The organism is Streptomyces sp. CA-181903 (assembly GCF_050937075.1).
GTDB lineage: Bacteria > Actinomycetota > Actinomycetes > Streptomycetales > Streptomycetaceae > Streptomyces.
On record NZ_JBNJLY010000001.1, the window covers coordinates 7,347,536 to 7,370,178 of the forward strand.

The 22,643-nt window shown below is 73.6% G+C and carries 12 protein-coding genes and 2 pseudogenes; all 14 read right to left on the bottom strand.

Going from position 1 to position 22,643, the window contains the following annotated elements:
* Positions 1 to 86: 86 nt before the first annotated feature.
* The 14 genes and pseudogenes from ACQEVS_RS32540 to ACQEVS_RS32605 all read right to left on the bottom strand — a co-directional run bounded on the left by ACQEVS_RS32540 (position 87) and on the right by ACQEVS_RS32605 (position 22,019).
* Complete coding sequence (locus ACQEVS_RS32540; protein WP_433026990.1) at positions 87 to 575, bottom strand: acyl carrier protein; 489 nt, start codon at positions 573 to 575, stop codon at positions 87 to 89.
* Positions 576 to 595: 20 nt separating this feature from the next.
* A pseudogene (locus tag ACQEVS_RS32545) lies at positions 596 to 1,602 on the bottom strand (beta-ketoacyl reductase).
* Positions 1,600 to 6,555: pseudogene (locus tag ACQEVS_RS32550) on the bottom strand (type I polyketide synthase); the annotation flags it as partial. The pseudogenes ACQEVS_RS32550 and ACQEVS_RS32545, both read right to left, overlap by 3 nt.
* A gap of 35 nt (positions 6,556 to 6,590) precedes the next feature.
* On the bottom strand, positions 6,591 to 11,351 hold the full coding sequence (locus tag ACQEVS_RS32555) for a type I polyketide synthase (protein WP_433028146.1): 4,761 nt from the start codon (positions 11,349 to 11,351) through the stop codon (positions 6,591 to 6,593).
* A gap of 197 nt (positions 11,352 to 11,548) precedes the next feature.
* The gene (locus ACQEVS_RS32560) at positions 11,549 to 12,931 is read right to left on the bottom strand and encodes a methylaspartate mutase (RefSeq protein ID WP_433028149.1); all 1,383 of its coding nucleotides are present in this window, start codon (positions 12,929 to 12,931) and stop codon (positions 11,549 to 11,551) included.
* 77 nt (positions 12,932 to 13,008) lie between these two features.
* Positions 13,009 to 13,542 carry a cobalamin B12-binding domain-containing protein gene (locus ACQEVS_RS32565; RefSeq protein ID WP_433026993.1) on the bottom strand — a complete coding sequence of 178 codons (534 nt, stop codon included), beginning with the start codon at positions 13,540 to 13,542 and terminating at the stop codon, positions 13,009 to 13,011.
* Entirely contained in the window at positions 13,539 to 14,834 is a 1,296-nt protein-coding gene (locus tag ACQEVS_RS32570; protein WP_433026996.1) for a type III PLP-dependent enzyme, read from the bottom strand. Before ACQEVS_RS32570 ends, ACQEVS_RS32565 begins: the two co-directional genes overlap by 4 nt.
* Entirely contained in the window at positions 14,831 to 16,345 is a 1,515-nt protein-coding gene (locus tag ACQEVS_RS32575; RefSeq protein WP_433028152.1) for an AMP-binding protein, read from the bottom strand. The genes ACQEVS_RS32570 and ACQEVS_RS32575 overlap by 4 nt, the downstream gene beginning before the upstream one ends.
* Positions 16,346 to 16,412: 67 nt before the next feature.
* Positions 16,413 to 18,077, bottom strand: coding sequence for an AMP-binding protein (locus tag ACQEVS_RS32580; RefSeq protein ID WP_433026999.1), 1,665 nt, complete (start codon positions 18,075 to 18,077; stop codon positions 16,413 to 16,415).
* Positions 18,078 to 18,129: 52 nt separating this feature from the next.
* Positions 18,130 to 18,381: an acyl carrier protein gene (locus ACQEVS_RS32585; protein ID WP_433027002.1), complete on the bottom strand. Its 252-nt coding sequence runs from the start codon at positions 18,379 to 18,381 to the stop codon at positions 18,130 to 18,132.
* Between the two features lie 60 nt (positions 18,382 to 18,441).
* Positions 18,442 to 19,389 (bottom strand): ACP S-malonyltransferase, encoded by a 948-nt coding sequence (locus ACQEVS_RS32590; protein ID WP_433027005.1) that lies wholly within the window; start codon positions 19,387 to 19,389, stop codon positions 18,442 to 18,444.
* A 217-nt stretch (positions 19,390 to 19,606) separates the two neighbouring features.
* On the bottom strand, positions 19,607 to 19,831 hold the full coding sequence (locus tag ACQEVS_RS32595; RefSeq protein WP_433027008.1) for a ferredoxin: 225 nt from the start codon (positions 19,829 to 19,831) through the stop codon (positions 19,607 to 19,609).
* Positions 19,828 to 21,033 carry a cytochrome P450 gene (locus ACQEVS_RS32600; protein WP_433027010.1) on the bottom strand — a complete coding sequence of 402 codons (1,206 nt, stop codon included), beginning with the start codon at positions 21,031 to 21,033 and terminating at the stop codon, positions 19,828 to 19,830. The genes ACQEVS_RS32595 and ACQEVS_RS32600 overlap by 4 nt, the downstream gene beginning before the upstream one ends.
* A complete protein-coding gene (locus tag ACQEVS_RS32605; protein WP_433027013.1) occupies positions 21,030 to 22,019 on the bottom strand; it encodes a proline iminopeptidase-family hydrolase in 990 nt (329 codons plus the stop codon). The genes ACQEVS_RS32600 and ACQEVS_RS32605 overlap by 4 nt, the downstream gene beginning before the upstream one ends.
* Between the last annotated feature and the right edge of the window lie 624 nt (positions 22,020 to 22,643).

Sequence of the window (22,643 nt, forward strand, 5' to 3'; positions counted from 1 at the left end):
TTCCTCGGTCACTCATGTCACTGGGCTCGCTCCGCCCGGCCGGGTGCCGGTCCGCGCCACGCGGGACCGGTACCCGGCCGGAACGGTCACTCGGGCTGCTGCTCGGAGTCGCTGCGCTCCAACGCCTCACGGACGAGGGCGTCGATGTCCATCGCCAGGATCGCGTCGCTCTGGTCCGCGGCGCTCGACTCGGGGCCGGTGGTGTCGGCGGGGGCCGCGGTGACCACCGGGGCCGGGGCCGATGCCGGGGCCAGCGCCAACAGGGCGTCCAGCAGGCCGGCTTCCCTGATCCGGGCGAGGGGCACGGACTCCAGCAGCCTGCGCACCTCGTCGTCGTCCGCCTCGGGGACCCGCAGCAGTGCCGCGCACTCCTCGACCTCCGGCAGCAGTTCCTCCAGCAGGTGCTTGGCCATGGTATGCGGGGTCGGGTAGTCGAAGACCAGGGTGGCCGACAGCCGCTGACCGGTCGCCGTCTTCAGCCGGTTGCGCAGCTCCACCGCCGTGAGCGAGTCGAAACCCGCGTCCTGGAACGAGCGGGCCGGGTCGAGCGCCGAGCCGTCCGCGTGCCCGAGCACTCGGGCCACCTCGGCGCAGATCACGTCCTCCAGGAGCCGGAGCCGCTCCTCGGTGTCGAGCGGCGCGAGCCGCTCCGCGAGGGGCGTGTCGTCCTGGGCGGCCGCGGTGGCTGCCGTGGCGGTGGTGTGCGCGGTGGGACGGGCGGGCGCCGGCGCCTGGAGGGTGCGGAGCAGCGGGTGGGTGGGCGTGTGGCGGGGGTTGGGGTGGATGGGGAGGAGGGCGGGGTGGGGGTGGTGAGGGCGGTGTCGAAGAGGGTGAGGTTCTGGTGGGTGGTGAGGGGGAGGAGGGGCCCGTTGTTCATGCGCTGTACGTCGGCGGCGGTGAGCCGGCCGGCCATGCCGTGTTCGGTGTCCCAGAGTCCCCAGGCGAGGGATTGTGCGGGGAGGTGGTGGGTGTGGCGGTGGTGGGCGAGGGCGTCGAGGAAGGCGTTGGCTGCGGCGTAGTTGGCTTGTCCGGCGCCGTCGAGGGTGGCGGCTGCGCTGGAGTAGAGGATGAAGTGGGTGAGGGGGAGGTTGAGGTGTTGGGTGGTGTGGTGGAGGTGCCAGGCGGCGTCGGCTTTGGGGGTGAGGGTGGTGTGGAGGTGGTGGGGGTTTGGTTGGTGAGGGTGGCGTCGTTGAGGGTGCCTGCGGTGTGGATGATGGCTTTGAGGTGGGGGATGCCGGTGAGGAGTTCGGTGACTTGGGTGGGGTCGCTGACGTCGCAGGCGGTGAGGGTGATGTTTCCGCCGAGTTCGGTGAGGCGGTTCAGCAGTTCGGTGGCGTGAGGGTGCTCGGGCCCTTGGCGGCTGGCGAGGGTGATGTGGGTGACGTGGTGTCGGGTGATGAGGTGTTCGGCGAGGAGGGTGGCGAGCCCGCCGGTACCGCCGGTGATCAGGACGGCGTCCTGGGAGTCCCAGTCCTCGAAACCGCTGAGCTGGGAGGTCGCTTCCTCTCGCGCGACGCGACCCAGCCGGGCCACGTGCACCCCGTCGGCCCGGACCCACACCTGCGGCTCGGCGGCGGCGAGGGCCGCCGGGAAGAACCGCACCGAGGCGTCGTCCCCGTCCCAGCGCGCCAGGACGAAGCTCTCCGGGTGCTCGGCCTGGGCCGAGCGGACCAGGCCCTCGACCGCGGCGTTGACCAGCCCGCCGGGACCGTCCGCGTCCCGGGTGACGACCACCAGCCGCGAGGACGCCGGCCGCTCGTCCGCCACCCACTCCTGCAGCCTGCCGAGCACCTCGCCCAGCACCTCGCGCAGCCGTTCGGGCAGCACGGTGGCGTCGTCACCGTCCGTCAACTCCGGTACGGGGCACGGCAGCAGCACCACACTGGGCGCTGCCTCCTCCAGCGCGGCGAGGTCGGCGTAGGCCGAAACTCCCGTCCACGCCCAGTCCGCGGGCCGCGGGCCGAGCACCGCCCAACCGTCGGGGCCGGCCGGGACCCGCACAACAGCCTCACCCTCCGGGAGCGGAGTCCATTCGACCCGGTAGAGCGGAAGCGCGCCGTCACCCGCCTTCGCGATCTGGTCGGCCGACACCGGCCGGGCGACCAGCGAACGTACGGAGGCCACCGGCGAACCGGCCGCGTCGGCCAGTTCCAGCGACGTCGCATCCGCCGCGCCCTCGACCGCCGCGACCCTGACCCGCAGGGAAGTCGCACCCGAGGCGTACAGGGACACGTCGCTCCAAGCGAACGGAAGCGCGGCGCCCTGCCCCGGCCGCCGGCCGCCGTCCCCGAGCAACTCGGTAGCGTGCAGGGCGGCGTCGAAGAGGGCGGGGTGAAGACCGTAGGCGCCGGCGTCGCCGTGGGCCTCCTCGGGGAGGGCCACCTCGGCGAAGACCTCGCCGTCGCGGCGCCACGCGGCACGCAGGCCCCGGAAGACCGGGCCGTACTCCAGACCGTCCGCGGCCAGGGCCGGGTAGAGCGCGTCCACGTCCACGGGCTCGGCGCCCTCCGGCGGCCAGACGCTCAGACCGGCCTCCTTACGTACCTCCGGCGTGCCCTGCACCAGGAAGCCGCCCGCGTGCCGGACCCACGGCTCGTCCGCCGGGGCGTCCTGCGCCCGCGAGTACACGCCGACCGGCTGGCGGCCGGACCCGTCCGGCTCGCCCACGGACACCCGCAGATCCCGGGCGCCACGCGACGGCAGGACCAGCGGCACCTCCAGGGTCAGTTCCTCCAAAACCCCGCATCCCACCTGGTCGCCCGCCCGCAGGGCGAGTTCGACACACGCGGTACCGGGCAGCAGCGTGCTGCCCATGACCGTGTGATCGGCCAGCCAGGCGTGGGAGCGCAGACCGATGCGGCCCGTCAGCACCACCGTGCTCGACTCCGGCACGGTGAGCGCCGCGCCGAGCAGCGGATGCCCGGCGGGGTCCAGACCGGCGGAGGCCACGTCCGCCTGCTCGGCCACCGCGTCGATCCAGTAGCGGCGGCGTTGGAAGGGGTAGGTGGGGAGGTCGACGAGTTCGTTTCGGCTGGTGGGGTGGAGTTGTGTCCAGGTGATGGGGTGGCCGTGAGTCCAGAGGTGGGCGAGGGCGGTGAGCGTTTCGGTGGCTTCCGGGCGGTTGCGGCGCTGGAGGGGCAGGCAGGTGGCGGTGGTGTGGTCGGCCGCCATGGCGGTCAGGACGGCGTCGGGGCCGATCTCCAGGAGGGTGGTGATGCCGTCGGTGGTGAGGGTGGTGAGGGCGTCGGCGAAGCGGACCGGGCGGCGCACGTGCTCCACCCAGTAGTCGACGCTGGTCAACTCCTCAGCAGTGGCGGCCTGTCCGGTGACGGTGGAGACGATCGGGATCCGGGGCTCGGCGAAGGACAAGCCCGCAACGATCGTGCGGAAGTCCTCCAGCATCGGTTCCATGAGGGGCGAGTGGAAGGCGTGGGAGACCTTCAGCAGTGAGGTCTTGCGGCCCTCTTCCTTCAGCTTCTCCACGATCGCGGTGACCGTTGCTTCCGCACCGGACACCACGACGGCGCGCGGGCCGTTGACGGCGGCGACGGAAGCATCCTGCGCCTCGCCGAGCAGGGCGAGGGCTTCCTCTTCGGTGGCCTGGAGGGCGGCCATGACGCCGCCGTCGGGCAGGGCCTGCATCAGCCGGCCCCGTGCCGCCACCAGCGTGCACGCATCCGCCAGAGACAGCACCCCGGCGACATGCGCCGCCGCGATCTCCCCGATCGAGTGCCCGGCCAGGGCTTCCGGGCGTATGCCCCAGGATTCCGTCAGTCGGAACAGTGCCGTCTCGATGGCGAACAGGGCGGGCTGCGCGTACTCCGTACGGTTCAGCAGCTCGTCGTCCTCGCCGAAGAGGACGTCCTTGAGCGGTTGTTGGAGGTGTGCGTCGAGGTGCGCGCACACCTCGTCCAGCGCCTGGGCGAACACCGGGAAGCTCTCGTACAGTTCCCGGCCCATGCCGATCCGCTGTGCGCCCTGTCCGGTGAACAGGAACGCCAGCCGGCCCTCGCTCGCCGTGCCGCGCACCAGGCCCGGCGTGTCCTGTCCGGCCGCGAGTGCGGCGAGGGCGGCGGTGAGGTCGGCGCGGTTGGTGCCGGTGAGGACCGCGCGGTGTTCCAGTTGCGCGCGCGTCGTCGCCAGCGCCACCGCCACCTCCCCCAGCCCCGGAGCGTCCTCACGCTCCAGCACGCTCAGCATGCGCGCCGCCTGGGCTTTGAGTGCGTCGGCGGAACGGGCGCTGAGCAGCCACGGCAGAGCCGGCCCGGCCGGCTCCGGCGCCGCTCCCTCCTCCTGCGCTTCGACGGGCGGGGCTTCTTCGAGGATGACGTGGGCGTTGGTGCCACTGATACCGAACGAGGAGATGCCCGCCCGGCGCGGCCGGTCGCTCTCCCACGCACGGGCCTCGGTGAGGAGCTCCACCGCACCCGCCGTCCAGTCCACCTTCGACGACGGCGCATCCACGTGCAGCGTCCTCGGCAGCACACCATGACGCATCGCCATCACCATCTTGATGATGCCTGCCACACCCGCAGCCGCCTGGGTGTGGCCCAGGTTGGACTTGATGGATCCGAGCCAGAGGGGTTGGTCGGTGGGGCGCTGTTGGCCGTAGGTCGCCAGCAGTGCCTGTGCTTCGATCGGGTCACCGAGCGTCGTTCCCGTGCCGTGTGCCTCCACCGCGTCCACCTCGGACGGTCGCAGGCCGGCGTTGTCGAGGGCCTGGCGGATGACGCGTTGCTGGGAGGGGCCGTTGGGGGCGGTGAGGCCGTTGCTGGCGCCGTCCTGGTTGACCGCCGAACCGCGCACGACGGCCAGCACCTTGTGTCCGTTGCGGCGCGCGTCCGACAGGCGTTCCACCAGCAGCATGCCGACGCCTTCGCCCCAGCCGGTGCCGTCGGCGGAGTCGGCGAACGACCTGATGCGGCCGTCCTTGGCGAGACCCCGCTGCCTGCTGAAGTCGATGAACGTGTCCGGAGTGGACATCACCGTCGCGCCGCCGGCCAGGGCGAGTGCGCATTCGCCGTTGCGGAGGGCCTGGATGGCGAGGTGGAGTGCGACGAGGGAGGAGGAGCAGGCGGTGTCGATGCTGACGGCGGGGCCTTCGAGGCCCAGAGTGTAGGAGATGCGGCCGCTGGCGATGCTGCCGAGGCTGCCGTTGCCGAGGTAGGTGTCGACGCCTTCGGGGAGGGGGGTGTGGGTGAGGCGTGAGGCGTAGTCGTGGTACATGATGCCGGTGAAGACGCCGGTTTTGCTGCCGCGCAGGGTGTGGGGGTTGATGCCGGCGCGTTCGAGGGCTTCCCAGGACGCTTCGAGGAGCAGGCGTTGTTGGGGGTCGGTGCCGAGGGCTTCGCGGGGGGAGATGCCGAAGAACTCGGCGTCGAACTCCGCCGCGTCGTGCAGGAATCCACCCTCGCGCGAGTACGTCTTGCCGGGCGCGCCCGGTTCCGGGTCGTAGATGTCCTCGACGTTCCAGCCGCGGTCTTCGGGGAACAGGGTGACGCCGTCGCGCCCTTCGGCGAGGAGTTCCCACAGTTCCTCGGGCGTGGTGACACCGCCGGGGAAGCGGCAGCTCATGCCGACGATGGCGATCGTCTCGTCCGGAGCCGCGTCCGAGGCGGCGGCCGGGACGGCGGGGGCATCGGCCGCGGGTCCGGCGTCGAACAGCTTGTCGCCCAGGTGCTCCGCCAGTGCCGCCGGGGTCGGGTAGTCGAAGACCAGGGTGGCGGGCAGCCGCAGGGCGGTCGCCTTGTTCAGCCGGTTGCGCAGTTCCACGGCCGAGAGCGAGTCGAAACCGATCTCGGTGAACGCCCGCCGGCCGTCGATGGCGCTCGCGCTCTCGTGGTGCAGCACCTCCGCGACATGGGTCCGCACCAGGTCCAACAGCGCCCGCTCGCGCTCCACCGCGTCCAGCTTGCCCAGCCGGGCCACGGCCTCGGGATGCGTGCTCACGGCAGTCGTGGTGGCGGTGTGCGCGGTGGGACGGGTGGGCGTGGGCGGGCGGAGGGTGTGCAGGAGCGGCGGAGCCGGAGTGTGGTGGGGGTTGAGGCGGACCGGGAGGAGAGCGGGACGGGGGGTGGTGAGGGCGGTGTCGAACAGAGCGAGGTTCTGCTTGGTGGTGAGGGAGAGCAGGGGCCCGTTGTTCATGCGCTCCACGTCGGCCGCGCTGAGCCGGCCGTTCATGCCGTGCTCCGTGTCCCACAGCCCCCATGCCAGTGATTGTGCGGGGAGGTGGTGGGTGTGGCGGTGGTGGGCGAGGGCGTCGAGGAAGGCGTTGGCGGCGGCGTAGTTGGCTTGTCCGGCGCCGTCGAGGGTGGCGGCTGCGCTGGAGTAGAGGATGAAGTGGGTGAGGGGGAGGTTGAGCTGCTGGGTGGTGTGGTGGAGGTGCCAGGCGGCATCGGCCTTGGACGCGAGGGTGGTGTGGAGGTGCTGCGGAGTCTGGTTGGTGAGGGTGGCGTCGTTCACGGCACCTGCGGTGTGGATGATCGCTTTGAGGTGCGGGATGCCGGCGAGGAGGTCGGTGACCTGGGTGGGGTCGCTGACGTCACACGCGGTGAGGGTGATGTTCCCGCCGAGCTCGGTGAGGTGTTCCGTCAACTCCGCGGCCCCGGGTGCTCGGGTCCCTGACGGCTGGCGAGGGTGATGTTGGTGACGCTGTGCCGGGTGATCAGGTGTTCGGCCAGGAGGCTGCCCAGCCCGCCCGTACCGCCGGTGATCAGAACGGCGTCCTGGGGGTCCCAGCCCTCGAAACCGCTCGACCGGCCGTCTGCCGCCTGGTGTTGACCCGTGACCCGGGCCAGCCGGGGAACGGTGAACTCGCCACCCCGTAGCGCCAGTTCCGGTTCGTCGCTCGCCAGGGCGGCGGTCAGCCGGGGGAGCGGGGCCGGCGTCCCGTCCCAGTCCAGCAGCGTGAAGCGGTCCGGGTGCTCGGCCTGTGCGGCGCGCACCAGCCCCCACACCGCGGCGCCCGCCAGGTCCGCGTCGTCGTTCCGCTCACCGCGCGGCCCGACGGCCCCACGCGTCACGACCACCAGTCGTGACTCGGCGTACCGCTCGTCGTCCAGCCAGTCCTGGAGCGCGCCGAGCACGGAGCGGGTGGCTTCGCGCACCTTTCGCGGCACGTCCGCGCCGTCGCTGCCGTCGCTGCCGTCGCTGCCGTCGCTGCCGTCGCTGCCGTCGCTGTCGACACCGGCGCCGCCGTCGCCGTCCCGCCCCTCCGGGCAGGTCAGGACGACGACGTCGGGCATGTCGGAACCGATCAGGTCGTCCAACTCGGCGTACGCCGTGGCGCCCGCCCACTCCCACTGTCCGGCCTGCGGGCCGAGCGCCGCCCAAGTGCGGCCGGTGCCGCCGTCCGCCGTCTGCTCGGCGACCGGCAGGGCGGTCCACTCCACGACGTGGAGGGAGGTGTCGGCGCCCTCGCGGGCCGCCGCCATCTGATCGGCCGTCACCGGGCGCATGGCCAGCTCGCCCACCGTGGCGACCGGCCGGCCCGCCGGGTCGGCGAGCCGGAGCCGCAACCCGTCGTTGTCCGTGGTGGTGACGGCGACGCGCAGTGCGGTCGCCCCCGTCGCGTGCACGGTGACGCCGGTCCACGCGAACGGGAGGGCGGTCTGCCCCCCGCTGCCGTCGTTGTCGTCGTCCCGGCCGAGGTCGGTGGCGTGCAGCGCCGCGTCGAGGAGCGCGGGGTGCACGAGGTAGGAGGCGGCGTCCTGGTGGGCGTCCTCCGGCAGGGCGACCTCCGCGAACACCTCGTCGCCGCGCCGCCAGGCGGCCCGCAGCCCCTGGAACACGGGCCCGTAGAGGTAGCCGTCGGCCGCGAGCCGCTCGTAGACGCCGTCGAGGGCGATCGGCCGGGCGCCGGGCGGCGGCCACGCGCCGGGGTCCGGGTCGGAGACGGCCGGGGCGGGCGCGTCCGGCGTGAGCGTCGCGGTGGCGTGCGAGGTCCACGGCACGGTGTGCGCGGCGCCGTGCGGACGGCTGTGGACGGTCAGGGTGCGGCGGCCCGTGGCGTCCGGGGCGTTGACCTCCACCCGCAGATCGGTGTGCGCGTCCGGCGAGAGCGCCAGCGGCGCCTGAAGGGTCAGCTCCTCGACGTGCGGCGTGCCGGTGAGGTCGCCCGCGTGCAGGGCGAGTTCGAGGAGGGCGGTGCCGGGGAGGAGAGTGGTGCCGAGGACGACGTGGTCGGCCAGCCAGGCGTGCGTCCGGGGGCCGATGCGGCCGGTGAGCACGGTGGCGTCGCTGCCGGGGACGGTGACCGCCGCGCCGAGCAGCGGGTGGCCCGCGGGGGCCTGGCCGAGCGTCGTGACGTCGCCCGTGTCGGGGGCGGCCTCCAGCCAGAACCGGCGGCGCTGGAACGGGTACGTGGGCAGGTCGACGTGGCGGGCGGGCGCGCCGGTGTGGAGCGCGGGCCAGTCGACGGCGTGCCCCCGGGCCCACAGCCGGGCGAGCGCCGTGCGGGTCTCGGGCCGCTCGGGGCGGTTGCGGCGCAGCAGCGGCACGCAGACGGCGGCGGTGTCGTCGGGGAGCGCGGCGCCGGCCATGGCGGTGAGGACGGCGTCCGGGCCGATCTCCAGGAAGGCCGTCGCCCCGTCGTCGGCGAGGGTGCGGACGCCGTCGGCGAAGCGGACCGCCTCGCGGACGTGGGTCACCCAGTACTCGGGCGCGGTGAGTTCGCCCGGTCCTGCGGTGCGGCCGGTGACGGTGGAGACGAGCGGGACGCGCGGCTCGGCGTAGTCGAGGATCTCCGCGAGCTGCCGGAACTCGGCCAGCATCGGTTCCATCAGCGGGGAGTGGAAGGCGTGCGAGACCTTGAGCAGCGAGGTCTTGCGGCCCTGCTCGCGCAGCTTCTCCACGATCGGGGCGACCGTCGCCCGGGCGCCGGAGACGACGACCGCGCGCGGGCCGTTGACGGCGGCGACGGCCGCGTCCCCGGCGCCGTCGAGCAGGGCGAGGGCCTCCTCCTCGGTGCACTGGAGGGCGGCCATCACCCCGCCCTCCGGCAGCTCCTGCATCAGCCGGCCGCGCGCCGCGACCAGCGCGCAGGCGTCCTCCAGCGTGAACACCCCGGCGGCGTGCGCCGCCGCGATCTCCCCGATCGAGTGCCCGGCCACCACGTCCGGGCGCACGCCCCAGGACTCCACCAGCCGGAACAGCGCCGTCTCGACGGCGAACAGGGCGGGCTGCGCGTACTCGGTGCGGTCCAGCAGCGCGGCCGCGTCCGAGCCCTCCGGGGCGAACAGCACGTCCAGCAGCGGGCGTTCGAGCTGGAGGTCCAGGTATCCGCAGGCTTCGTCCAGCGCCCGCGCGAACACCGGGAACGCCTCGTACAGCTCCCGGCCCATGCCGGCCCGCTGGGCGCCCTGCCCGGTGAACAGGAACGCGAGCCGTCCGCCGGCGACCGTGTCGAGGACGACGTCGGCCGCCTCGCCGGCACCTTCCGCGACGGCCCGCAGCCCGGCCGTCCCGCCGTCCATGACCACGGCGCGGTGCTCCAGCTCCGCGCGAGTGGTGGCCAGGGCGTACGCCACGTCCGCCGGGTCCGGGGCGTCCGCACCGTCCAGCAGCGCGAGCACCCCGGCGGCCTGGGCGCCGAGCGCCTCCGGCGACCGGGCGCTGAGCAGCAGCGGGAGCCCCGGCTGCCCCTGCCCGGTGACGTCGGCGGCCGGTCCCTCCGCATCGGCGGCCGGTCCCGACTCGTCGGCGGCCGGTCCCGACTCCTCCTCGGCCGGCGGCTCCTCGATGATCACGTGCGCGTTGGTGCCGCTGATCCCGAACGCCGAGATGCCGGCGCGCCGCGGCCGGTCGTCCGGGGTGTCCCACGGCAGCGCCTCGGTGAGCAGTTCCACGTCGCCGGCCGTCCAGTCGACGTGCGAGGACGGCGCGTCCACGTGCAGCGTCCTCGGGAGGACGCCGTGCCGCATCGCCAGCACCATCTTGATGACGCTCGCGGCACCGCCGGCGGCCTGCGTGTGCCCGAGGTTGGATTTGGCCGAGCCCAGCCGCAGCGGCCGGCCGTCGGGGCGCTCCTGCCCGTACGTGGCGAGGATGGCCTGCGCCTCGATGGGGTCGCCGAGCTTGGTGCCGGTGCCGTGCGCGTCCACGGCGTCCACGTCGGCCGGGCGCAGCCCCGCGTTGGCCAGGGCCTGGAGGATGAGCCGCTGCTGGGAGGGGCCGTTGGGGGCGGTGAGGCCGTTGCTGGCGCCGTCCTGGTTGATCGCGGAGCCCCGGACGACCGCGAGGACGCGGTGCCCGTTGCGGCGCGCGTCGGACAGCCGCTCGACGACGAACACGCCGACGCCCTCGGAGAACCCGGTCCCGTCGGCGGCCTCGGCGAACGCCTTGCAGCGGCCGTCGGGCGCCAGGCCGCGCTGCCGGCTGAAGGCGGTGAACATGCCGGGGCTGCCCATCACGGCGACGCCGCCGACGAGCGCCAGCGAGCACTCGCCGTCCCGCAGCGACTGCGCGGCCAGGTGCAGGGAGACCAGCGAGCCGGAGCAGGCGGTGTCCACCGTGACGGCCGGGCCCTCCAGGCCCAGCGTGTAGGAGACGCGCCCGGACGCGACGCTGGGGGCGTTGCCGGTCATCAGGTAGCCGTCGAGGCCCAGCGGCGCCTGGTGGACGCGGGTGCCGTACTCGTGCACCTCGGCGCCGAAGAAGACGCCGGTGCGGCTGCCGCGCAGCGAGGCCGGGTTGACGCCGGAGCGCTCCAGCGCCTCCCAGGAGGTCTCCAGGATCAGCCGCTGCTGCGGGTCCATGGCCAGCGCCTCACGCGGGCTGATCTTGAAGAAGTCGGCGTCGAACTCGGCGGCCCGGTCCAGGAAGCCGCCCTTGTCGACGTAGGACTTGCCGGGCCGGTCCGGGTCCGGGTCGAACATGCCGGGGACGTCCCAGCCGCGGTCGGTGGGGAAGTCCGAGAGCACCTCGCGGCCCTCGGCCAGCAGCGTCCAGAACTCCTCGGGGGAGTCCACCCCGCCGGGGTAGTGGCAGGCCATGCCGATAATGGCCACCGGATCGTCGTCGTCGCCCGCGGCCTCCCGGGCCGGCACCGCGACCGGCTCGGGCGCCAGGCCCAGCGCCCGGGTGCGGACGAGGCGGCCGAGCGCCGCCGGGGTGGGGTGGTCGTAGACCGCGGTGACGGGCAGTTCCAGGCCGGTGGCCGCGGTCAGCCGGGCGTGCAGGTCCACGGCGGCCAGCGAGTCGAACCCCAGCTCCAGGAAGGGCCGTTCGGTGTCCACCGGACCCTTGGTGTCCGGGCGGGCGCGGCGCAGCGCGGCGACGGTGTGCTCGTGCACCAGCTCCAGCACCACGCGCTCCTGCTCGGCGGCGGTGCGTCCGGTGAGCCGCTCCACCAGGAGGGCCCGCGCCCGCGGCCCGGTCTCCGGGGCGCCCCCGGGCTCGCCCGCGGTCCCGGCCGACGCGGCGCCGGACGGGGTGGGAACGTTCTCGGACTCAGTCATTCGGTGCTCTCCAAAAGAATTCCGCGGGCGGAACGGGGCGGGCGGGGTGGTTCAGGGCGTGGCGGGACGTACCGGGCGCCGGCGGCCGGTCGTCAGGGCAGCGGCCGGCCGTCCTCGGGCGGGCCGGCGGACTCGGCCGCGACGGGCCGGGGCTCGTCCCGCTCGTCCGGCCAGAACGGTTCGTCGTAGCTGCGCTGCACGTACGACAGCGCCTCCAGCAGGTCGGACGAGGTGACGGGACGCGACCGGCGGCCGTCCACCAGGCCCGCGATGGGCAGCGAGCCGGTGTCGGCCCAGCGCAGCCAGCCGCGGTCGTCGATGTAGCTGCGGCTGCGCCCGGCGTTGTCCGGGTGCACGCAGTAAGGGACGTCCAGGTAGCCGCGTTTGAAGGCCAGCAGCAGCGCGTGCCCGACGTCCGGGTGGCTGTTGAGGACGGCGTCCACGAGCGTGCGCGCCTCGGCGTACGTCTGGGTGTCCCCGGGCTCGGGGTCCCCGGCCGGCGGGCCGGGGGCCGACCGCGCCACCCGCGCGGCGTGCTCCAGGGCCGCGACGTTCTCCGCCACGGTGGGGATCCGCCGGGACTCGGCGACGGTCTTGACGATCAGGCGCTCCGAGCCCGTGCCGACCGCGAGTTCCGCGGCCTCCCCGAGCAGCCGGTAGCAGCCCTCGGGGGTGTACGGGTACACGCCCATGTAGGCGTAGATCACCACGTGCCAGTCGGCGTCCGGCAGCAGCTCCGCGCAAAGCCGGCGCAGCGCGGCGACCGCCTCCCGGTCCTGCTCGCGGTTGGTCTGCTGGGCGTAGCTGACGGACAGGTCGCGGATGCCCAGCCGGTGGAAGAACACCGCCTCCAGGACACTGACCGCCACCAGCATGCTCGGCGGGCACAACTGCCCCAGCAGACAGCCGCCGAACGTCTCGATGTGCGGACTGGCCCCCCACTCGCGGAGCTGCGCGAACAGCGTGCTGCCGCGCTCCCAGTTCCGCATCGACTCGTCGAGCGGCGTACGGCCGTAGGGCAGGCAGTACGAGACCGGGCCGCCCTCGGTGGCGCTCAGCCCGGCCCGCGTCAGCGCGACGAAGATGTCGAACGGCGCCGCCGAGCCGTGCCGGACCTGCACCGGGAAGTCGTCGCCGTGCAGGCCGTGGAGGACCGCCCGGGTCGTCTCCACCGGGTAGCTGACGATCGGGAAGCCGTTGAGGCCCGACCCCTCCCGCAGCGCCGTCTCGATCGCGGCGAGGTCCCCGACCCGGGTGTAGCTGTCCAGGGTCAGGGTGCCGACGGTGGTCGCGTCGGCGTGCCGGGTGGCGTACAGGCCCGCGCGCATGGCGGCCGGGTCGCCGAAGCCCATGCGCGGCTGCACCACCAGGCGTCCGGCCCGGTGCGCCCGGCGGACGAACGCGCCGAAGTCGCCGACGGGGCGCGGCGCGGGCTCGTCGGCCGGGAGGGCGGCGGGGGCGGCGTCCGGCCGCACGGCCCCGCCGGGCACGGGGACGGCGTCCGGCCGCCGGTGCCGCGGGCCGCCCTCCGGTGCCTCGCCGAAGCGTCCGTTCACGACAGCGCGGCCCGTCGCGGTATGCCGCCGATGAAGCGCCGGAACGAGGCGATCTCCTGCGCGCCGTCCTCGAAGACGCTGTCGAAACCCGCCTCCATCAGCTCCGCGACATGGTCGGTACCCTCGCCGCCGGTGATGCCCAGCTTGCCGCCGATGACCGCGGGCAGCTCCGCCAGCCCCGGTTCGGCGCGCAGCTTCCTGATGACCCGCACGCCGTCCTGGTGGCCGTGGCCGTTGACGCTGCTCACCACGAGCAGCGCGGGGGTGCGCTCCCGGCACTCCCGCACCAGGAGTTCGTCCGGGACGCACGGGCCCAGGTTCACCACGTCGTACCCCAGCTCCTCGATCAGCAGCTGGAGGAAGACCAGGTTCCAGGTGTGCGAGTCGGAGGCGAGGCCGCTGACCAGGACCGTCTGCCGGCGCCCGGCCGGGGCGCGACCGGCGTCCACCGGCAGGATGCCCGCCGGCGTCGGTACCGCCGGTGCCACGGGAGCCGCCGGCCCGGCCGGGTCGCGCGGCGGCGGGGTCATGCCGCCCCTCCGCCGCCCGGTACCGCGTCCGCGGCGCCCTCCGGCCGCGGCGCCAGCGGGGCGCGGCGGTGTTCCAGCCGGGACGCCGAGACGACCTCGCCGCCGCGCACCAGCACCTCGGCGGGGGCCGGCCGGCCCAGGAACATCAGCAGGCTGGCCGTCGGACCGTACGCCCCGGCGTTGGGGATGGCCAGCACGTCCCCGACCTCCACCCGGGGCAGCTCGACCCGGCGGCCGAGGACGTCGCCCGGCGTGCACAGCGGCCCGACCAGGCTGGCGCTCAGCCCCTCGCCGTCCGCTGTCTCCGCGGCCTGCCCGGCGTCCGCCGGCTGCACGGCCACCGGCAGCAGCCGGCCCAGGCCCGACATCCCGCCGAAGGTGTTGATGCCGGCGTCCAGGATGACGAACGTCCGGCCGCGGCTCTCCTTGATGTTGACCACCCGGGTCAGCAGCACGCCGCTGTCGCCCACCAGGTAGCGGCCGGACTCGCAGGCGAGGTGCGGGGTGCCCTGCCGCCAGTCCGGGAACAGCTCGTCGAGGGTGTCCTCCAGCCGCTCGCGCAGCTTCTCGTACACCGGGCGCTCGCCGGGCACCGCGTAGGGGGCGGCGAAACCGCCGCCGATGTCCAGGAACCGCAGCGGCAGCCCGTGTTCACGCCCCAGCTCCGCGGCGAGGGCGAGGGTGTGCCGGAACTCCCCGACGAGGCTGTCCTCGTCCTTGGCGTTGCTCAGCGGGAAGAAGTGCGCCCCCACGATCTCCGTGCCGGGCACGGCACGCAGCTTCGGCAGGACGTCGCCCAGCGTCTCCGCGTCGACGCCGAACTGCGAAGGCGTGCCCGTCATCCGGATGCTGGTGGTGGCGCTCGCCGAGGCGCTGTTGACGCGCACCAGGCACTCGGCCACCACACCCTGCGCCCGGGCGGCGGCGCCCACGTGCTCCAGGTCCGTCAGGGACTCGACGGAGAACAGCCGCACCCCGGCGGCCAGCGCCGCGGACAGCTCGTCGTCGGTCTTGCCCGGCCCGGTGTACAGGCACTCCGCCGGGTCGAAGCCCGCCTCCAGGGCGGCGGCCAGCTCGCCCGTCGAGCTGATCTCGCCCCGGCACACCCGGTCGCCGCCGGTCGCCAGGGCCCGCAGCACTTCCGGGTGCGGGTTCGCCTTCACGGCGCTGAACAGGCTGAACGGCTCCGGCAGCGCGTCCAGCAGATCCGCGCGCGCGGCCTCCACCCGGTCCAGGTCGTAGACGTACAGCGGTGTGCCGTACCGCTCGGCCAGTTCGTCGTACCGGCTCACTGGTCGCTCCCGTCGAGCAGCTCCGCGAGCCGCCGCTTCTCGTTCTTGCCGTGCAGGGTCAGGGGCCACTCCGCGAGCACCCGGCAGACCGCCGGGACCTTCTGCTGCTCCAGCCGGCCCGCGAGCTCGCGCAGGACGACGTGCGGGGCCAGGTCGGACTCCACGAACAGCGCCAGGTCGTGCCGGTCCGACGGGGGCAGCACCGCCGCCGCCCGCACCCCCGGCACGTCCATGGCCGCCGCCTCGATCTCCAGCGTGCTCATCCGGATGCCCTTGCGCTTGAACATGTCGTCCCGGCGGCCCTGGAAGTACAGGTAGCCGTCCGCGTCCAGTGATCCGTAGTCGCCGGTGTGCAGCCGGAGTTCACCGGTCGGCCCGTGCCGGCGGAAGGTCCGCGCGGTCACCTCCGGGTTCCGCCAGTAGCCGGGCATCACATGCGGGCCCACGGCCACGATCTCGCCCGTCTCGCCGACGGGCACGGACGCGCCGTCCTCGTCCACGATCAGGACGCGCGTACCGGGCAGCGGCCGGCCGACCGAGTCGGGCCGCTCCCGGTCCTCCTCCGGCGGCATGATGGAGACCCGCTTGCACTCCGTCTGCCCGAACTGGCGCACCACCCGGGCCCCCGGGAACGCCGCGCGCAGCGTCTCGATCACCGGCTGCGGCAGCGCCGCGCCCGTGTTGGTGAACATCCGCACCCGCGGCGCCGGGTTCTCCTCCCGGCGCGCCAGCGTGGCGATCATCGCGGCCAGCGACGGGACGATCGGCACCACCGTCGCCCCGCTCTCCCGGACCGCCGTCAGCAGCCGCAGGTCCGACTCGCCGTCCGCCAGCACGATCTCGCTCCGGCCCGCGGCGCACATCAGGACCTTGTACAGGCCGTAGTCCCACGACATCGGGAACCGGCAGAACACCACGTCGTCCGGGCGGTAGCCGAGCACCTGCACCATCGAACGGGTGGCGAACACCATCTGCGCGTGCGGGCAGATCACCGCCTTGGGGGCGGCCGTGCTGCCCGAGGTGTAGACGAGGACGGCCGGGTCCTCCGGCGCGACGTCCACCGCCGCCTCCGGACGCGGGCCGCGGTCGGCGATCTTCTCGGTCTCGCTCCACACCCCGCCGAACTCGTGCACGGGCGCCCCGGTGACCGCCTCGAACGTGGCCCGGTCGCCCTCCGCGCAGACCACCAGCGCCGGCTCGGCGTTCTCCAGGACCGAGCGCAGGTGGTACGGCTTCATGTGCGGGTTCAGCGGCACGAAGACCGCGCCGCGCCGCGACGCCCCGTAGAACAGGGCGGTCAGCTCCCTGGTGGTGGGCAGCTGGACGACCAGCCGGTCACCCGGGCCGACCCCCCGCTCCGCCAGCCAGTCGGTGAAGGCGCGGCTGTACGCGTCGAGGTGGGCGTAGTCCCACCGCCCCTCGGCGTCGGCGACCGCCGCGGCCGAGGGCGAGAACGCCACGGCCTCGTCGAGCAGGGTGTGGACCAGGCTGTCGGGACGGTGGTCGCGCAAGGGGACCCCCCGCGCCGCACCCGTGGTGCCGTCCAAGCCGGGAGTGCTGTCCAACGCTGTTCTCCTGTCAGGTCGTCGGCGTGCTGGTGGTACGGGGGCCGGTCGTACGGAGGTCGGGGTTTTCGTTCAGGAGCTCGCGCGCGCGGGCCCGCAGCGCGCCGCGGTCGGTCTTGCGGTTGGAGTTGAGCGGGAACTCGTCCAGCCGCCAGAAGTGACGGGGCGTCATGCCCTGGGGCAGCACCGGGCGGAGCCGCCGGGCGAACACGGAAAGTGGCACGGCGGCACCGGTGTAGAAGACGGCCAGCTCGGTGCCCGCCTCCGTGGCCACGTCGACCGTGACGGCCTCCGTGACGCCCTCGCAGCCGCGCAGCGCGTGGTCCACCTCGGGCAGCTCCACCCGCCAGCCGGCGACCTGCACCTGCGCGTCCAGCCGCCCGAGGTAGGCGAGTTCGCCCGCCTCGTCCTCGCCGATCCGGCGCACCCGGTCGCCCGTGCGGTACCAGACGCGGCCGTCGTGGTCGAGGAAGCGGCCCGCGTCGTCGCCCGGGTCCAGATAACCGGCCGTCCGCTGCGGACCGGCCACGCACAGCTCGCCCTCCCGCTCGGCGGGCTTCCCGTCCTCGTCGAGGAGCAGGTGCTCGTGGCCGTCGTTGACCCGGCCGATCGGCACCACCCCGTTCACCGCGATCCGCTCCGAACGCTCCGGATCCCAGCGGTGTGCCGCGATGGTGATCGTCAGCTCCGTCGGGCCGTAGAGGTTCTCCAGCGCCGAACCGGGCGCCGCCGCCTGCCAGTCCGCCGCGTCCCGGCACGTCAGCGCCTCACCGGCGAAGAAGCTCCAGCGCAGCCCGGGCAGCGCCCCCGGCGCCAGCCCGCCGAGCCGGCGCACCAGCCCGATCGCGCTCGGCGTCGAGAACCACACCGTCATCCGGTGCTCCGCCAGGAACGCCGGCAGCTCCCGGTACGCACCCGGCGGCACCCACAGCGCCGTCGCCCCCGAACCCCAGGCGCAGAACAGGTCGAACATCGCGCAGTCGAAGTTCAGGTCGAACGTCTGCGAGAAGACGTCGTCCGGCGTGAAGTCGTAACGGGCGTCCTGGAGGCGGAAGTAGTGCGCGGCACTGCCGTGGCTGATCGGCACGCCCTTGGGGCGGCCCGTCGACCCGGACGTGAACAGCATGTACGCGGCGTCGTCCGGCCCGACCGGCCGCGGCGCCGCCAGCGCGCCGGACGGACGCGGCTCGATCCGCACGACACCCGGGAGCGCGCCCGCAGGACAGCCGGGCGCGAGCACCGGCAGCGCCGCGCCCGGGTCCTTCGCGGTGAACGCCCGCCCGTCGTCCGGGTCCGGCGCCAGCAGCTCCGGCAACTGCGCCCAGCCGGCCTCGTCCACGATGACGGCCGACACCCCGGCGGCCCGCATCATCCGCCGGGTGCGCGCCACAGGGAAGCCCGGCTGAAGGGGCACGACGGTGGCACCCGCGTACAGCGCCGCCAGGATGCCGACGTACGCGCGGACACCCTTCGCCGCCAGCACCGCCACCGCGCCCGGCGGCCCGTCCACCGCGGCCGACAGCGCGCCCGCCCACTCCAGGGCCCGCTCGTGCGCCTCCTCGTAGCCGATCGCGTCGTCGCCGACCCGCACCGCGTCATTGCGCGGTGCCAGTTCCACTCCGCGCAGGAAACGCCCGTGCAGCGCCGCGTCCAAGGTGCTGTCCGACGTGGCGTCCACCGCTGCTCCTCTGCTGCTCACTGGTTCGCTCCGGGACGTGCGGCGGCGCCGGTCAGGCGGCCTGGTCCGCGACCAGCCGGGACAGCGCCTTCCACAGCACGCCGGGCGTCGCGAACGTCTCCGGGCTGAGCGCGTCGTCGTGGAAGCGCACCTGGTACGCGTCCTCCAGCGCGGCGAGCAGCTCGACGATGCCCAGCGAGTCCAGGCCCAGGTCGCGCAGCCCGGTGTCCTGCGTGAGCTGCTCGTCGGCGCCCAGGAACGGCAGGAATCCACGCAGCAGTTCCTCGAACTTCTGGTCCCACATGGTGATGGCCTCTCGGTGAGTCGGTGTACGGAAAAGCGAGGGGAATGTCTTCGGGAGGGGTCAGGCGCCCACGGGGCGCGGACGCGGGCGCAGCGCCAGCCGCGGCGTCGCCGGCACCACCTCGAAGGCGTCCGTGGTGCGCCGCACCCGGCCGAACAGGCTGTCCTGGCCCGCCACGCACACGGTGCCGACCCCGGCCTCGCGCAGGGCGTCCACGACGGCCGGCCACCGCAACGGGCGCACACAGCTGTCCAGCATCATGGCGCGCACGCCCTCACCCGTGGTGACCAGCGCACCGTCCTGATCGGCGATCACCGGGACGGTCGGGTCGGCGAACTCCAGCGGGCCGAAGACCTCCTCCTCGGCCCGGTCGCGCAGCCCCTTGAACAGCGAGCAGTGCATCGGCGGACGCATGGTGTACAGCGACATGCCGCCCAGCGCGCGGAGCCGGGCCGGCAGCCACTCCAGGTTGTGCTCGCCCAGCGTCAGCATGGTGAAGTCGTCGTCGATGTAGCAGGAGATCTCGTACGTCTCCCCGCGCTCGTCCAGCTCCCCGAGCAGCCCGCGCAGCGTGTCCTGCGGCACGCGGACGAACGAGTGGGTGACGAGGTCCGTGTACTCCGTGGCGAAGTAGCCCTCCAGCAGCCGCGCGAACGCGGCGGTGGCCCGGACGGCGTCGGGGAAGTCCAGCGCCCCGGAGAACGCGGCGGCCGGCTTCTCGCCGAAACTGGGTCCCGTGCACAGGACGGGCTCGACGCCCAGCGTGTGCTGCGCCCACTGGGCCAGCGCCAGCGAGTTGACCATGAACGCGACCTGGGCGTACTCGCTGTAGTCGCCCTCGGTGCCGCGGTAGCGGTCGACGAGCGAGTAGCCGAGCACCCGGTCGGCCGCGGCGACCAGCTTGCGGGCGAAGGGGTTGACGACCATGAACTTCCCGACCTCCGCGAAGGGGGTGGGCCCCATACCGGGGAAGATCATCGCGGTACCGGTCCGGGACGCGGTGGTCATGTGCGCGGTCCTTCCGAGACGAGCGGACGTACGGGGGCCGGCCCCTCGTCGGCCGGCCACGCGGGCGCGCGTGGCGACGGACGGTGGTGGGGGCGGGCCATGGTGGGGGTGGGCGACGGGTGACGGACGGCGCGCGACCGGCGGTTCCGGCGGCCTGGGGGACAGGCCGCCGGAACCGGGGGTGACGGCCTGGGGAGACCGCCGGTCCGGGGGAGGGCTACTCCTCGGGCGCCAGCAGGGCGCCGCTGTCGGCGTCGCGCACTGCCAGCGCGGCCACCGGACAGGTCTCCGCGGCGTCCAGCACCGCGTCGTCGGGCTCGATCACGGCCGCCCGCGGCCGGGACTTGCCGTCCGCCAACTCGAAGTGCGCCGGCGCGTAGTTGGCGCACACCGAGGCGCCGATGCAGACGCCGCGGTCGACCTCGACCGACCAGCGGCTCACCAGGTCACCCGCAGCAGCTTCGGGCCGCGCACCAGCATGCCCTGCTTCCACACCACCCCGTCCGCGCCGTCGGCGAAGTCCAGGGTCGGGAAGCGGGTGACCAGGGTCGTCAGCACCGTCTGCAGCTCCATCCGGGCCAGCTGGGCGCCGAGGCAGTGGTGCGGACCGTGACCGAAGCCGATGTGCGGGTTGTGCTCGCGGGTGACGTCCAGCCGGTCCGGGTCCTCGAAGATCTCCGGGTCCCGGTTGGCCGAGGCCACCGAACCCACCACCGGCTCGCCGGCCTTCACCGTGACGTCGCCGAACTCGATGTCCTCCAGGGCGTACCGGGCGAACATCGCCGAGTAGTTCAGCGGGATCCAGCGCACCAGCTCCTCGACCGCGCGCGGAACCAGCGACGGGTCGGCGCACAGCAGCTCCCACTGGTCGCGGTGGCTGAGCAGCGCGTAGAGGAAGTTGGGCATCTGCGAGGCGGTCGTCTCGGTGCCGGTGATGAGCAGGCCACCGGTCACGTGCATGACCAGCTCCTCCTCGCTCAGCCGGTCGCCGTCCTCGTCCCGCGTCTTCACCAGCGCGCCGAGCAGGTCCTCGGTGGGGTTGCGGCGCCGCTCGGCGACCAGCGTCCCGATGTACGCGAACAGCTCCTTGGCGTTGCGCTCCATCTCCTCCCACGGCAGCGCCGTGGTGGAGACCATCGCCTCCGACCAGCCGCGCAGCCGCGGCCGGTCGGCCTCCGGCACCCCGAGCATCTCGGAGATCACGGTGACCGGCAGCGGGATGGCGAAGTTCTCCACCATGTCGAACGGGCCGCCCTGCTCGACCATGTTGTCGACCAGCCCGTCCACGATCCGCTGGGTGTCGTCGCGCATCAGCTCCACCCGGCGACCGGTGAACGCCCGAGCGACCAGCTTGCGCAGCCGCGCGTGGTCCGGCGCGTCCATGCCGACCAGACCGTCGTCCAGGTGCTCGTCGGGGTGGGTGCGCGGCTGGTCCCGGGTCTTGGCGACGGCCCGGCTGAACCGCGGGTCGGCCAGGACCGTGCGGACGTCGTGGTAGCGGGTGGCCAGCCAGGCCGGCTCGCCGAGCGGGAACTGCACCCGGCTCAGCGGCTCCTCCGCGCGCAGTTTGGCGTACATCGGATCGAGTTCGAGCCGGTCCGGTTCGCTGAACGGATATGCGCGAATCTCATGAGCGGTGGTCACCCGAGCGCCCCTTCCTTGGTTTCCGTGGATTCCCCGGACAGGGACGGAATCGCCGTCCCCGCGCCGGGTGTTGCTGTTCCTCCGGCTCCGTCGAGCTCCGCGAGGAACGCGGTGAGAACGGAGGTGAAACGCTCGGGTTCCTCAAGGTGCGGCACATGGCTCGATTCCTCGAGGATTTCCCAGCGGACATCCGGTATCAGGTCGTAGAAAGGCTGTACGGTCGCCGGCGTCGCCTCGTCGTGCCGCCCGCTGATCAGCAGCGTGGGGACGTCGATGTACGGAATCCGGTCCTCGACCGACCAGTCCTTGAGACTGCCGATGACGTGGAACTCGTTCGGCCCGTTCATGGCGTGGTAGACGGTCGGATCGTCGTTGATCTCCATGAACGTCGCCAGGTAGTCCCGCGGCCACGGCTGGACGCGGCACACGTGCCGGTCGTAGAACACCCGCATGGCCGCGAAGTACTCGGCGGTGTCCGTGGTGCCCGCCGCCTCGTGCCGCAGCAGCGTCTCCTGGACGTCGGCCGGCAGCCGCTCCCGCAGCACCTTCATCTCCCGCAGCCACAGGGGCATCGACGCGGGGGAGTTGGCGATCACCAGACCGCGCAGGCCGGCGGGCCGGTCGGCGGCGTGGTCCGCGGCCAGCATCCCGCCCCACGACTGCCCGAAGAGGATGTAGTCGTCGCCCACCCCGAGGTGCCGCAGGAGATTGTCCAGCTCCTCGCGGAACAGGTCCACGGTCCAGAAGTCCGTGCCGCGGTCCGGCAGCCGGGTGGAACCGCCGTTGCCGAGCTGGTCGTAGTGCACCACCGGCCGGCCGGCCTCCGCCAGGGACGCCAGGCTCAGCAGGTAGTCGTGCGTGCTCCCCGGGCCGCCGTGCAGGACGACGACGGGCGCACGCCCACTCCCCAGATCACCGGTGACGCGGTACCAGGTCCTGTGGTCGCCGAAAGGGGCGGTTCCTTTGACGATCGGTGTCGCGGGCATCTTCCTACCCCGAATCGGTGTTTCGCGGCTTGCTTGGTGTGGCTTCCGGGTTTCCCGGTTTCCGGGCGCCGGATTTCCGGGCTTCGTTGCCGGCCCGCCGGCCGCCCGGGACCGAGCGGCTTCGAGCGGCACGGAGCGGCGGTGGCTTCGAGCGGCAGCGGGTGATTTCGAGTGGCTTCGAATGACTTCGCATTGCTTCGGGTGAAGTGGCTTCCGAAGAAATCGTGCCGCCGGACGTTTCGCTGCGTCCGATGCCGAGAACGCTATAGCAGCACGGTGGCGGGACGGACCCCTATCAACCCCTAGGGGCCCTTAGCCGAACGGCACCCGCGGCTCCCGGAGAACCCCTCCCGGCAGCCGGACCGACCCCCGTCGGCCACACGGAATTCACCCGGACGTTTCCATTCCGCACCCCCTGATAGGGGTGCCTAGGGGCAGCTAAGGGTGGCTGCCCCCGAGCGGCCGCCCGTAGCGTTCCGGGAGACCGCCCGTCCCGGTACGCGCAGTTCGCGGACGGCCCGCCGAAGAGGCGAAGCAGCCGGCGAAGACCCGGCACGTCACGGCCGGGGCACGGGAGCACGGGGCGGAACGGCCGTACCAGCGGAGGCGGATACGGCCGTACCG